The sequence below is a fragment of the Pseudomonas sp. EL_65y_Pfl2_R95 genome (genome assembly GCF_963971045.1).
In the GTDB taxonomy this organism is placed as follows: Bacteria; Pseudomonadota; Gammaproteobacteria; order Pseudomonadales; family Pseudomonadaceae; genus Aquipseudomonas.
This window is the reverse complement of sequence record NZ_CAXAOV010000001.1, coordinates 495,202-508,589: the sequence shown is the minus strand read 5'-3', so window position 1 is coordinate 508,589 and position 13,388 is coordinate 495,202. Positions and strand designations below refer to the sequence as shown.

At 55.7% G+C, this 13,388-nt stretch carries 12 protein-coding genes; all 12 read left to right on the top strand.

Annotated elements, in window-relative coordinates; all coding sequences use genetic code 11:
- Positions 1-91 precede the first annotated feature (91 nt).
- The 12 genes from flhA to AACY09_RS02350 all read left to right on the top strand — a co-directional run bounded on the left by flhA (position 92) and on the right by AACY09_RS02350 (position 13,386).
- Positions 92-2,221 carry a flagellar biosynthesis protein FlhA gene (gene flhA / locus AACY09_RS02405; RefSeq protein ID WP_339485847.1) on the top strand — a complete coding sequence of 710 codons (2,130 nt, stop codon included), beginning with the start codon at positions 92-94 and terminating at the stop codon, positions 2,219-2,221.
- Between the two features lie 54 nt (positions 2,222-2,275).
- Positions 2,276-3,580 carry a flagellar biosynthesis protein FlhF gene (gene flhF, locus AACY09_RS02400; protein WP_339485845.1) on the top strand — a complete coding sequence of 435 codons (1,305 nt, stop codon included), beginning with the start codon at positions 2,276-2,278 and terminating at the stop codon, positions 3,578-3,580.
- A gap of 113 nt (positions 3,581-3,693) precedes the next feature.
- Positions 3,694-4,524 carry a flagellar synthesis regulator FleN gene (fleN, locus tag AACY09_RS02395; RefSeq protein ID WP_339485843.1) on the top strand — a complete coding sequence of 277 codons (831 nt, stop codon included), beginning with the start codon at positions 3,694-3,696 and terminating at the stop codon, positions 4,522-4,524.
- Positions 4,521-5,267, top strand: coding sequence for an RNA polymerase sigma factor FliA (gene fliA / locus AACY09_RS02390; protein WP_339485842.1), 747 nt, complete (start codon positions 4,521-4,523; stop codon positions 5,265-5,267). The genes fleN and fliA overlap by 4 nt, the downstream gene beginning before the upstream one ends.
- 129 nt (positions 5,268-5,396) lie before the next feature.
- Positions 5,397-5,771: a chemotaxis response regulator CheY gene (locus AACY09_RS02385; RefSeq protein WP_339485840.1), complete on the top strand. Its 375-nt coding sequence runs from the start codon at positions 5,397-5,399 to the stop codon at positions 5,769-5,771.
- A 19-nt stretch (positions 5,772-5,790) separates the two neighbouring features.
- Entirely contained in the window at positions 5,791-6,579 is a 789-nt protein-coding gene (locus AACY09_RS02380) for a protein phosphatase CheZ (protein WP_339485838.1), read from the top strand.
- A gap of 12 nt (positions 6,580-6,591) precedes the next feature.
- Positions 6,592-8,793, top strand: coding sequence for a chemotaxis protein CheA (locus AACY09_RS02375; protein WP_339485837.1), 2,202 nt, complete (start codon positions 6,592-6,594; stop codon positions 8,791-8,793).
- A gap of 44 nt (positions 8,794-8,837) precedes the next feature.
- Positions 8,838-10,004 (top strand): protein-glutamate methylesterase/protein-glutamine glutaminase, encoded by a 1,167-nt coding sequence (locus AACY09_RS02370; RefSeq protein ID WP_339485835.1) that lies wholly within the window; start codon positions 8,838-8,840, stop codon positions 10,002-10,004.
- The gene (locus tag AACY09_RS02365; protein WP_339485833.1) at positions 10,004-10,744 is read left to right on the top strand and encodes a flagellar motor protein; all 741 of its coding nucleotides are present in this window, start codon (positions 10,004-10,006) and stop codon (positions 10,742-10,744) included. Before AACY09_RS02370 ends, AACY09_RS02365 begins: the two co-directional genes overlap by 1 nt.
- Positions 10,745-10,755: 11 nt before the next feature.
- Complete coding sequence (gene motD / locus AACY09_RS02360) at positions 10,756-11,622, top strand: flagellar motor protein MotD (RefSeq protein ID WP_339485832.1); 867 nt, start codon at positions 10,756-10,758, stop codon at positions 11,620-11,622.
- 54 nt (positions 11,623-11,676) lie between these two features.
- The gene (locus tag AACY09_RS02355) at positions 11,677-12,465 is read left to right on the top strand and encodes a ParA family protein (RefSeq protein ID WP_339485830.1); all 789 of its coding nucleotides are present in this window, start codon (positions 11,677-11,679) and stop codon (positions 12,463-12,465) included.
- A gap of 87 nt (positions 12,466-12,552) precedes the next feature.
- Positions 12,553-13,386, top strand: coding sequence for a CheW domain-containing protein (locus AACY09_RS02350; RefSeq protein WP_339485828.1), 834 nt, complete (start codon positions 12,553-12,555; stop codon positions 13,384-13,386).
- The last annotated feature ends 2 nt before the right edge of the window (positions 13,387-13,388 follow it).

Genomic DNA, 13,388 nt, shown 5'->3' with positions numbered 1-13,388 from the left:
TTCAGTTGTAAGGCAAAGTTGGACGGGATCTTGCAAAACCCTAGCTAAAGGCGCCTCCGCGTCAAAAGATTGAACCAGCTGGGGTAAAGATGTGGCGGTAGATCACTCTCAAATCATCGGTAACGTGCGCAGTAATCTTTCGGGATTGCGTCAGGGCAACCTGGGCATTCCGTTACTGCTATTGGTCATGCTTGGCATGGTCATGTTGCCGATCCCGCCATTTCTCCTGGACGTGCTGTTTACCTTCAGCATTGCCCTGTCAATTGTGGTGCTGTTGGTCGGTATTTATGCCTTGCGACCGCTGGACTTCGCGGTATTCCCGACCATCTTGCTGGCGGCAACTCTGTTGCGCCTAGCGCTTAACGTTGCCTCAACGCGGGTGGTGCTGCTCCACGGTCATGACGGTCATGCGGCCGCGGGGCAGGTGATCCAGGCTTTCGGTGAAGTGGTGATCGGCGGTAACTACGTGGTGGGGATCGTGGTCTTCGCGATCTTGATGATCATCAACTTCGTGGTCGTCACCAAAGGTGCTGGGCGCATCTCGGAAGTGAGTGCACGTTTCACCCTCGACGCCATGCCCGGCAAACAAATGGCCATCGATGCCGATCTTAACGCCGGTTTGATTGAGCAAGCAGAAGCCAAGAAGCGGCGTTCAGAAGTGTCCCAGGAAGCGGATTTCTACGGCTCGATGGACGGTGCCAGTAAATTCGTCCGTGGTGATGCGATTGCAGGCCTGCTGATTCTGTTTATCAACCTGATTGGCGGCGTCGCCATCGGTATTTTCCAGCACGGTTTGAGTTTTGCTGACGCTGGCAAGGTTTATACCTTGCTGACCATTGGTGACGGTCTGGTTGCCCAGATTCCATCGCTGCTGCTGTCTACCGCAGCGGCAATTATGGTGACCCGGGTTTCCAGCTCGGAAGACATGGGCGCGCAAGTCAATCGCCAGATGTTCGCCTCGCCGCGTGCTTTGGCGGTGGCTGCCGCCATCATGATCGCCATGGGCCTGGTGCCGGGCATGCCGCACTTTTCCTTCATCAGCTTGGGTTTGGTGGCGGCGGGCGCGGCTTACTGGATTGCCAACAAGCAGCGCGTGGTCAAAGAAGATGAAGTCAAAGAAGTTCAGCGCCAGCAAGAACAACTGCCTGCGCAGCGTGCTCAAGACGTTAAAGAGCTGGGCTGGGATGACGTAACCCCGGTGGACATGGTCGGCCTGGAGGTGGGCTATCGGCTTATCCCTCTGGTTGATCGCAACCAAGGCGGCCAGTTGCTCGCGCGGATTAAGGGCGTGCGCAAAAAGCTGTCGCAGGAGATGGGCTTTTTGATGCCATCGGTGCATATCCGCGACAACCTGGATTTACAGCCCAATGCTTATCGCTTGACCTTGATGGGCGTCAGCGTGGCTGAAGCAGAAGTGTACCCGGACCGTGAGTTGGCGATTAACCCAGGGCAAGTATTTGGCACCCTTAACGGGGTTGCCGCCAAAGATCCGGCGTTCGGTCTCGAAGCGGTCTGGATCGAGGTCAACCAGCGTGATCAGGCCCAATCATTGGGCTACACCGTGGTTGATGCGAGCACGGTCGTTGCCACGCACCTCAATCAAGTGTTGCATAAGCATGCCCATGAGCTGCTGGGCCACGAAGAAGTCCAGCAGCTTATGCAGTTGTTGGCGAAAAGCTCGCCAAAGCTGGCTGAAGAGCTGGTGCCGGGGCTGGTGTCGCTGTCGACTCTGCTCAAGGTCTTGCAAGCGCTGCTGCAGGAGCAAGTACCGGTGCGCGATATCCGCACTATCGCCGAAGCCATCGCTAACGTGGCACCAAAGAGTCAAGATCCCGCCGCTATGGTTGCTGCGGTGCGAGTGTCGTTATCCCGCGCAATCGTGCAAAGCATCGTGGGACTAGAGCCCGAGCTGCCTGTGATCACCTTGGAGCCAAGGTTGGAACAGATATTGCTAAATAGCGTACAGAAGGCCGGGCAAGGTTCAGAAGAAGGCATCCTTCTTGAACCCGGTATGGCTGAAAAGCTGCAACGTTCATTGATTGACGCAGCGCAGCGCCAGGAAATGCTTGGCAAGCCAGTGATCCTGCTGGTGGCGGGGCCGGTCCGGGCGATGCTGTCGCGGTTTGCACGAATGGCGGTCGCCAATGCCTATGTGTTGGCGTACCAGGAAATACCGGATAACAAGCAAGTCACCATCGTTGCGACGGTGGGTCAGAATTAAGTGGGGCCAATCGCACAGATGAAGTCCGGCCACCACAACACCGAGGTCACAGGTATGCAGGTTAAACGTTTTTTTGCTGCCGATATGCGTCAGGCCATGAAGCTGGTTCGTGAAGAGCTGGGTGCTGATGCGTCGATCATCGGAAATCGCCGTGTGGCCGGCGGTGTTGAGCTGACCGCCGCATTGGATTACCAAGTGCCTGCGGCCCCGGTGCGCCAGCCGAATCCCGCATTGGAAAGCGAGCTGCGTAATACCCAGTCAAAAATCGCTGCAGCCCATGCCGAGCTGAGCTTGCGCATTGAGCCAGAGGTGGCAAAAGACCTGCAGTTATTTGCAGAGCTGGCCGAGCAGCGGCCTGAAAGCCCGTTGGACGTCGCGGTTCGGGCCTCAACCCACGCTGCAGCCGCCGCAGTTGAGCAAAGCACTATCGATGCCATGCGTTCTGAGCTCTCGGGGCTGCGTGAGTTGATTGAAGTTCAACTCGGTTCGATCGCCTGGGGGCAAATGCAAACCCGTCGCCCGCAGCAAGCTAACTTGTGGCGGCGCCTGCAGCGCATGGGCCTGCCGGCCGATGTGGCCCGTCCGTTGCTGGAGCGTGTCAGCGAAATTGCCGAGCCGCGTCAAGCCTGGCGCATGTTGTTGGCACACTTGGCGCACTCGATTCAGGTGCCCAAGCAAGAGCCGCTTGAAGAGGGCGGTGTAATCGCTTTGGTGGGTCCTGCTGGCATGGGCAAGACCACCACTATTGCCAAGCTCGCCGCCCGTTACGTACTCAAGTATGGCGCACAGAATGTCGCGCTGGTGAGCCTGGACAGCTACCGCATTGGTGCCCAGGAGCAACTGAAAACCCTGGGTCGCATTCTGAATGTGCCGGTGACCCTTGTTGATCCAAGCCAGTCGCTGACGCAGGTCATTACGCCATTGATGCGCAAACGGGTGGTTTTAATTGATACTGCAGGCCTGCCCGCCAATGATCCGGCACTGCGTATGCAGCTGGAAGCTCTGGCGAGTCGCTCGATTAATGCGAAAAATTACCTGGTTATGGCCGCAACCAGTCAAAATCAGGTACTCAAATCGGCTTACCATAGTTACAAGCGCTGTGGGCTTATGGGCTGTATTCTGACTAAACTGGACGAAGCCGCGAGTATGGGTGAAGTTTTGGGCTTGGCGATCAGTCAACGTTTGCCAGTGGCTTATGTGACCGATGGCCCGCGTATTCCAGATGATTTGCAATTGCCGCGAAGCCACCAGTTGGTGAGTCGCGCGGTAGGCCTTCAAGCGCAGGAAGAGCCAAGTGAAGACACCATGGCTGAAGTCTTTGCCGGCTTTTACCAGCAACCGGCTAAGCGGGCTAGTTGATGCAATACCCGATGATTTTTAGCACAGCCTGTTTACGAACGGCGTGTGTTCATTTTAGTCGGAGCACAATGGATAATGTGCTCCTGACCCGCGTGAGCAAGGAGCGTAATTAAATGGCTGTTCACCCAGTTCAAGTAATCGCTGTCACTGGCGGTAAAGGCGGGGTTGGCAAAACCAACGTGTCAGTCAATTTGGCCATGGCTTTGGCTGAAGAGGGACGGCGCGTGATGTTGATGGATGCCGACTTGGGTCTGGCAAACATCGACGTGCTCCTCGGACTTACCCCTAAGCGTACGCTGGCGGACGTCATCAGTGGCGAATGCGATATGCGTGACGTTGTGATTCAGGGGCCTTGCGGTATCCGTATTGTGCCAGCTGCTTCCGGCACCCAAAGCATGGTGCAACTAACTCCGATGCAGCACGCTGGATTGATTCAGGCGTTCAGCGACATCAGTGAAAACATTGATGTGCTGATTGTTGACACCGCAGCCGGCATCGGCGATTCGGTGGTCAGCTTTGTGCGCGCGGCGCAGGAAGTATTGGTGGTGGTTTGTGATGAGCCCACCTCAATCACTGATGCCTATGCATTAATAAAGCTGTTAAATCGCGACTACGGCATGAATCGTTTTCGGGTGTTGGCCAACATGGCGCATACCCCGCAAGAGGGTCGAAACCTGTTTGCTAAGCTAAGCAAGGTAACGGATCGTTTTCTTGATGTTGCGCTGCAATATGTTGGCACCGTGCCTTATGACGAGTCGGTGCGCAAAGCGGTACAGAAACAGCGTGCAGTTTTTGAAGCATTTCCACGTTCAAAAAGCTCCGTGGCGTTTCGAGCAATTGCCCAGAAGGTCTGCACATGGCCTTTACCCGCCAATCCGCGCGGGCATCTGGAGTTTTTTGTCGAGCGTCTGGTGCAACAACCTGCTACTGACACGCCGGCATGACAGCGGCGTCTGGACTTCGAATGTATAGCAAAGCGCAAGGTAAAGACTTGCAACATCAGCTGATCGAGCGTTATGCGCCACTGGTTAAGCGAATTGCCTATCATCTTTTGGCGCGCTTGCCAGCGAATGTTCAGGTCGATGATTTGATTCAGGCGGGCATGATTGGCTTGCTCGAAGCTTCAAAGAAATACGACGGCGCCAAAGGTGCCAGTTTTGAGACCTTTGCCGGCATTCGCATCCGCGGCTCAATGCTCGACGAGGTGCGAAAGGGCGATTGGGCGCCGCGTTCTGTGCATCGCAATAGCCGCATGGTCAGTGATGCAATTCGATTAATTGAAGCAAAAACCGGTCGTGACGCTAAAGATCACGAAGTTGCGGCCGAACTCCAATTGAGTCTCGAAGATTACTACGGCATTCTTGGCGACACTTTAGGTAGCCGCTTATTCAGTTTTGACGACCTGCTTGAGGACGGTGAAAGCGGCGGCTTGCAGGAAGATGCCAGTCACAGTCAATCCGGGCCTTCACGGGAATTTGAGGAAGAGCGCTTTCAGGCAGCCCTTGCTGATGCAATTGGTAACCTGCCGGAACGTGAGCAGTTGGTCATTTCGTTGTACTACGACGAAGAGCTCAACCTCAAGGAAATCGGCGAAGTGCTGGGGGTAAGTGAGTCTCGGGTTAGCCAGTTGCATAGCCAATGCGCCGCACGTTTGCGTGCGCGTCTAGGTGAATGGCGAGCTAAATAAAATTGTAATCAGATACTGAAAAACCTTGTATAGCAAGGCGCAAGCAGTGCGCGCCGAGCTTACGATTAGGGGTGCATTCAGGATGCTGGGTGCACTGGGGAATGTACGGAGGTCGACTTGGACAAGAACATGAAAATCCTCATCGTTGATGACTTTTCAACGATGCGCCGCATTATTAAAAACCTCCTGCGTGACCTGGGGTTTACGAACACCGCTGAAGCCGATGACGGCACAACCGCATTGCCGATGCTGCAAAGCGGCAGCTTCGATTTTCTGGTGACCGACTGGAACATGCCGGGCATGACCGGTATTGAACTGTTGCGCGCCGTGCGTGCAGATGATCGTCTGAAACAACTGCCGGTACTGATGGTGACTGCCGAAGCCAAACGTGACCAGATCATCGAGGCTGCTCAAGCCGGGGTGAATGGTTACGTGGTGAAGCCATTCACTGCTCAGGTGCTCAAAGAAAAAATCGAGAAGATATTTGAGCGTGTAAACGGCTGATGTCTGCGCTGAGGTTGTTATGGAACACGATGATTCGCAAGTGGGTGACTTTGAGTCGACCCTGAAAAGTAATGCCCACCAGTTGCTTGAAAGCCTTGAGCGCGGCAATTTCAGTGAGGCGGTCCAAGTCATCAATGAGCTTAACAAAGTGCGCGACCGTGGCCTTTACCACGAAGTCGGCAAGCTGACGCGCGAGTTGCACAGTGCGATCGTCAACTTCCAGCTGGACCCGCGCCTGCCTTATGCCACTGAAGCCTCGCAAATTACTGACGCCACCGAACGTCTCAATTATGTGGTGACCATGACCGAAGATGCGGCCAACCGGACCATGGATCTGGTTGAGCAAAGTGCACCTCTGGTTAACGATATCCGCACTGACGCACAAAGTTTGAAGGCCGACTGGGGGCGCTTTATGCGCCGTGAGATGGGCGCTGAAGACTTCCGTGAATTGGCCAAGCGGGTTGAGTTGTTCTTGGCTAACAGCGAGCGCGACAGTGGCAAGTTATCCGGACACCTGAACGATATTTTGTTGGCTCAGGATTACCAGGATTTAACCGGTCAGGTGATCAAGCGTGTGACTCAACTGGTAACTGAAGTTGAGAGCAACCTGCTCAAATTGATGCTGATGGCGACTCAGGTTGACCGCTATGCCGGCATTGAGCATGACCCGGAAACGTTGCGTGCAGAAAAACAACAAGAAAAAAATCCATCTCAGGGTGAAGGTCCGCAGATTCATGCCGATAAGCTTGATGACGTCGCATCTAGTCAAGATGACGTCGACGATCTGTTGTCCAGTCTGGGATTTTAGGAGCACGTCCATATGAGCTTCGGCGCCGATGAAGAAATTCTCCAGGACTTCCTGGTAGAGGCCGGCGAGATACTCGAACAGTTGTCCGAGCAGTTGGTTGAGCTGGAAAGCCGCCCGGATGACATGAATCTGCTCAATGCGATTTTTCGGGGATTTCACACAGTAAAAGGCGGTGCCGGGTTTCTCCAGCTTAATGAGCTGGTGGAGTGCTGCCACATTGCTGAAAACGTCTTCGATATATTACGTAAGGGTGAGCGCCGGGTAGATTCGGAGCTGATGGACGTTGTCCTCGAAGCGCTTGACGCGGTTAACGGCATGTTCAACGACGTGCGTGAAGGTGCCACGCCAACGGCTGCGACGCCTGAGCTGCTGGCGGCCTTGGCCCAACTCGCCGAGCCTACACCAGCGGCCCAAGACTCTGGCGCTGCGGTTCCGGTGGAGACTGTATCCGCTGCGGCCGTGGCCACTGCAGAAACGGCCCCTGACGATATTACTGACAGTGAATTTGAGCAGTTGCTCGATGCACTCGATGGAACCCCTCCGCAGGTTGATGCACCTGCTGCCAGTGATGAGATCACTGATGATGAGTTTGAGTCGTTGCTCGACCAGTTACACGGCAAAGGTCAGTTTGCCGGTGAGCAGACGTCGGCTGCCCAAGAGTCTGCCGCAGGGGTGCCTGCCACAGGTTCGCCTGCCGCAACTCACAGCAGTGATGAAATTAGCGATGACGAATTTGAAGCCTTGCTCGATCAGTTGCATGGCAAAGGCCAGTTTGTAGCTCCTGAGGTCGTTGCACCTGCCGCCGCTGTTGAGGCTGTCGCAAGCGCTCCGGCGCCCACTGCGGGCGGCGATGACATCAGCGACGATGAGTTCGAAGCTCTGCTCGATGAGCTGCACGGTAAAGGCAAATTTGCCGAATCTGCGGTCAAGCCTGCCGTTGAGCCAGTAGCGCAGCCGGTCAAAGCCAGTGCGCCCCTGGTAAAGGCTACACCGGCGAAAGCCCCTGCACCTGCCCCTGTGGCTGAAAAAGCGGCTCAAGCCAGCGAGGCGGAAACTACGGTTCGGGTTGATACGGCGCGGCTTGACGAGATCATGAATATGGTCGGTGAGCTGGTTCTGGTGCGTAACCGTCTGGTTCGCCTGGGTGCAAGCAGCAACGATGAAGCCATGGGCAAGGCGGTTTCCAATCTGGATGTGGTCACTGCAGATTTGCAAACCGCGGTGATGAAGACCCGCATGCAGCCAATCAAGAAAGTATTTGGCCGCTTCCCGCGCTTGGTTCGTGATCTGGCGCGTAACCTGAAAAAAGAGATCAGCCTGGAACTGGTCGGTGAAGAAACCGATCTGGATAAAAACCTGGTTGAGGCGCTGGCTGATCCATTGGTGCACTTGGTGCGCAATGCGGTTGACCACGGCATTGAATCTCCTGAAGAGCGTGAGGCTGCGGGCAAGTCGCGTGGCGGTAAGGTGGTGTTGTCGGCCGAGCAAGAAGGTGATCATATTTTGCTGATGATCACTGACGACGGCAAAGGTATGGATGCCGACGTGCTGCGGGCCAAAGCGGTAGAGAAGGGTTTGTTGGAGAAAGACGCCGCCGATCGCCTGAATGAATTTGAATGCTACAACCTGATTTTTGCCCCGGGTTTCTCGACCAAAACCGAGATATCCGATGTGTCCGGCCGTGGCGTTGGCATGGACGTGGTGAAGACCAAGATATCTCAGCTCAATGGCACGGTTAACGTGTTCTCGGTCAAAGGCCAGGGCTCGAAGATCGTCATTAAAGTGCCGCTGACGCTGGCGATTATGCCGACCTTGATGGTCATGCTGGCGGATCAGGCTTTTGCATTCCCCTTGGTTAACGTCAACGAGATTTTTCACCTCGATTTGTCGCGAACCAACGTGGTGGATGGTCAGGAAGTGGTAGTGGTGCGTGAGAAGGCCTTGCCATTGTTCTACCTCAAGCGCTGGTTGGTGAAAGGCGCCGCCCATGAAGAGCAGCATGAAGGCCATGTGGTGATTCTCACGGTTGGCAGTCAGCGTATTGGCTTTGTGGTTGATCAGTTGGTGGGTCAGGAAGAAGTGGTGATCAAACCGCTCGGCAAGATGTTGCAAGGCACGCCTGGCATGTCGGGTGCGACCATCACCGGGGACGGGCGTATTGCACTGATTCTCGATGTGCCGAGCATGCTCAAACACTACGCACGCCGCATGTGACTGTCGCCTGCGCAGCGTTCACGCTGCGCAGTAAAGGAGCTCTAATGGCTGTAAAAGTATTGGTAGTGGATGATTCCGGCTTCTTTCGCCGTCGAGTCTCTGAAATCCTGTCCTCTGACCCGAATATTCAGGTCATCGGCACGGCAACCAATGGCCGCGAGGCGATCGATCAGGCGCAAAGTCTCAAGCCAGATGTGATCACCATGGATTACGAGATGCCGATGATGGATGGCATCACGGCCGTGCGTAACATCATGCAGCGCTGCCCAACCCCGGTTCTGATGTTTTCTTCGCTGACGCATGAAGGCGCGCGGGTTACCCTGGATGCGCTGGATGCCGGTGCTGTGGATTTTCTGCCGAAGAATTTCGAGGACATTTCGCGCAACCCGGACAAGGTCCGCCAGTTGCTCTGCGAGAAAGTCCACAACATCGCCCGCAGTAACAGGCGCAACCTCAGTTCGATGACGCCTGCCGCAGCCCCGGCAAGCACAGCGCCTACAGCTGCAAGCGTGTTACCCAGGCGAGCCACTACGCCGTTAACCGCTGCCACGCGAGCAACTACAGAATCAGCGCGACCTGCGACGGCTCATGCCGGTAGCACTGCTGGCAGCCAAGGCCACGCAAGCAGCAGCGCTGCACCCAAACATAAAGCCTACAAGTTGGTTGCCATTGGCACCTCGACGGGCGGCCCGGTGGCATTGCAACGGGTGCTCAGTCAACTGCCAGCCAATTTTCCGGCGCCCATTGTGCTGATCCAACATATGCCGGCGGCGTTCACCAAAGCCTTTGCCGAGCGCCTGGACAAACTCTGCCGAATCAACGTCAAGGAAGCCGAGGATGGCGATCTGCTGCGCCCGGGCTTGGCGTTGCTAGCACCCGGCGGCAAGCAAATGATGATTGATGCTCGTGGTTCAGTGCGGATTCTGCCGGGCGATGAGCGCCTTAATTACAAGCCTTGTGTCGACATTACCTTTGGCTCGGCCGCGCGAACCTATCAGGATAAAGTGCTCGCGGTTGTACTCACCGGTATGGGCGCCGATGGCCGCGAAGGAGCGCGACTGCTCAAGCAGAGCGGCAGCCAGGTCTGGGCGCAGGATGAAGCCAGTTGCGTGATTTATGGCATGCCCATGGCCGTGGTAAAAGCCAACCTGGCTGATGCTGTTTATTCGCTCGATGACATCGGCCGCCATATCAGTCAGGCGTGCATCTGATGGATGTTCTGAGCCTGATCGGGATCATCCTGGCCTTTGTCGCTATTTTGGGCGGCAATTACCTTGAGGGCGGCCATGTAGGCGCGCTGCTCAATGGTCCTGCAGCGCTTATCGTGATTGGTGGCACCTTGGGCGCGGCGTTCCTGCAGGCGCCGATGAATGTCTTCAAGCGCTCGCTGGTGATTGTTCGCTGGATTCTCTTTCCGCCGCGTATCGACCTGGCAGGCGGCATCGATCGCGTGGTTAATTGGAGCCTTGTTGCGCGTAAGGAAGGTCTGCTCGGGCTTGAGTCACTGGCTGATCTGGAGCCCGACGCCTATGCACGCAAGGGCTTGCAGTTGCTGGTGGATGGCGCTGAGACCGAATCTATTCGCAGCGTACTTGAAGTGGATTTGTATACCAAAGAAAGCCACGACATTCAGGCCGCCAAGGTATTTGAAAGCATGGGCGGCTATGCGCCAACCATTGGCATCATCGGTGCGGTGATGGGCTTGATCCACGTAATGAGCAATCTGGCCGACCCGAGCATGCTCGGAAATGGCATTGCCGTGGCCTTTGTAGCAACCATTTACGGCGTCAGCTTTGCCAACTTGCTGCTGTTGCCAATCGGCAACAAACTCAAAGCAATTGCTCTGCGCCAGACGCGTTATCGCGAGATGATTCTTGAAGGCATATTGTCGATTGCCGAAGGCGAGAATCCGCGCTCCATTGAACTGAAGCTGCAAGGTTTCATGGATTAGTGGAGTGAAATATGGCACGCCGTCGACATCAGGAAGAACATGAAAATCATGAGCGCTGGTTAGTTTCCTACGCGGATTTCATTACCCTGCTGTTCGCGTTTTTTGTGGTGATGTACTCGATCTCATCGATTAATGAAGGCAAATACAAAGTGCTTTCAGAAACCCTCACCGGCGTATTCAATCAGCCTGATCGTTCGATCAAGCCCATTCCAATCGGCGAAGAGCGACCAAGAACCACCGAGCCTGACCGCTCGATGGTCGACGAAGAAACGGTGCAAGCACCAGAAGATTCCCTGCAAAGTATCTCTGCCAGTGTCAAAGCCGCTTTTGGTGATCTGATTGCCAGCGACCAACTGAAGGTGCGCGGCAATGAACTCTGGATCGAAATTGAGCTGAGCTCCAGCCTGTTGTTTTCCAGTGGCGATGCGCTGCCCAGTGATGCGGCGTTCGGTATTATCGAAACGGTTGCCAAAATTCTGGCACCCTATGGCAACCCCGTTCATGTTGAAGGTTTCACCGATAACCAGCCGATTCATACCACGCAGTTCCCGAGTAACTGGGAACTGTCTGCCTCACGGGCCGCGAGTATTGTGCGGATGCTGGCGATTGATGGGGTTAACCCATCGCGTATGGCGTCCGTGGGCTATGGCGAGTTTCAGCCCGTGGCTGATAACGCCACCAGCGAAGGTCGGGCGCGAAACCGTCGAGTGGTTTTGGTAATCTCGCGTAACCTTGATGTGCGCCGCAGTGTAAGTGGAGTAGGCAGTGCGCGGGCACAGCCTGATAAGGCCTTGCGTAGCGCTGGCACGCAACCTGCAACATCAGCTGAAGTTCAGACGCCGCAATCCGGCGCCGTCAAATCACCGTCGCCGAACTGATCAGGCGGCATTAGATCCAGCGCAAGTAATCCTTGCCGCGGGCGGAAGAGCAGAATGAGAGTTTGGGCAGTAGCCAATCAAAAAGGTGGTGTCGGTAAAACCACTTCATCCATCGCCTTGGCAGGTCTCTTGGCCGATGCCGGTAAGCGTGTGGTTGTGGTCGATCTCGATCCGCACGGCTCAATGACCAGCTATTTCGGTCATGATCCCGACAGTCTCGCCCACAGTGCCTATGATTTGTTTTTGCATCAGGGCGTGGTGCCACAAGGGTTGCCTAAACAATTGCTGTTGCCCACCAGCCATGAGCAGATCGCCCTGCTGCCATCGAGCACCGCCCTGGCGACGCTTGAGCGCCAATCGCCAGGCCAGAATGGGCTGGGTCTGGTTGTCTCCAAGGCATTGGCACAACTTTGGGGTGAATATGACTACGCAATTATCGACAGCCCGCCATTGCTCGGCGTGTTGATGGTCAATGCATTGGCCGCCAGTCAGCAGTTGGTGATCCCGGTGCAGACAGAGTTTCTCGCCGTTAAGGGCCTGGAACGCATGGTCAGTACGCTGGCCATGATCAACCGTTCCCGTAAGCAGGCACTGCCTTACACCATTGTGCCGACCTTGTTTGACCGCCGTACGCAGGCTTCGATGTCGACCTTGCGCTTATTGCGCAACAGTTACCCAGACCATTTGTGGCAGGCTTACATCCCCGTCGATACGCGCCTGCGTGACGCCAGCCGGGCAGGGCAGACGCCTTCTCAATTCGATGCAAAGAGTCGCGGAACCCTGGCCTACCGAGCGCTGCTTAAACATTTACTCGCCTCTCAGATGTCTGCTCAGGTGGCTTGATATGTCGCCACTTTTTGCAAACTGCCGCTCAAGTCCGGATACACTGCTGCCGATAAAGGCTACAGATTCTTTCTGCGGATATTCACTATGACTGGTCATGCCACCACCCGGCCCCAACTGGCGCTGCAGTCCTATTTGGACAGCTTGCTTCAGGATGCATCGCTGGAATTGGCCGCGAGCGTCAGTCTGGATGAATTTGAAGCCGCCGTCCGCGAAGAGCAAGAGCGCGACGCCAGCCCGGCCCCTCAACCCTTACTGACCTTGGAGCCATTAGCTCAGGCGGTTGTTGAAGTGGCCACCGTGCAGCCTTCTGAACCTGTGGCGTTGCTGGAATTGCCCGAAGCCTTGGCCCCAGAGCAGCCGGTAGCGGTTGTTGAGCCTATCGCTGAACTGTACCGCCCTTCATCCAGTGCGCCTTTTGCGCCCATGCTGGCTGAGGATGGGCGTCCGCAGTGGGCGCAGGAACCCTTTGAGTGCTTGCTGTTTGATGTTGCAGGTTTGACCCTGGCTGTGCCGCTGGTGTGTCTTGGCTCGATTTACCCGCTTGAGGGCCATGACCTGACGCCGCTGTTTGGTCAGCCAGACTGGTTCCTCGGTATTTTGCCGTGTCAGGCCGGCAACCTTAAGGTGCTCGACACTGCACGCTGGGTGATGCCGGATCGTTACCGTGAGGATTTTCGTCAGGGTCTGCAGTTTGTAATTTCAGTTCAGGGTTACGAGTGGGGGCTGGCGGTGCATCAAGTGAGCCGCTCGATTCGCTTGGACCCGAATGAAATCAAATGGCGCAGCCAACGCTCGCAGCGGCCATGGTTGGCCGGCACCGTGATTGAGCATATGTGTGCCTTGCTGGATGTATCGGCATTGGCTGAATTGATTACCAGTGGCGCCGCCAAGCGGCTGGTCAACGGTCAAATCCATTAACT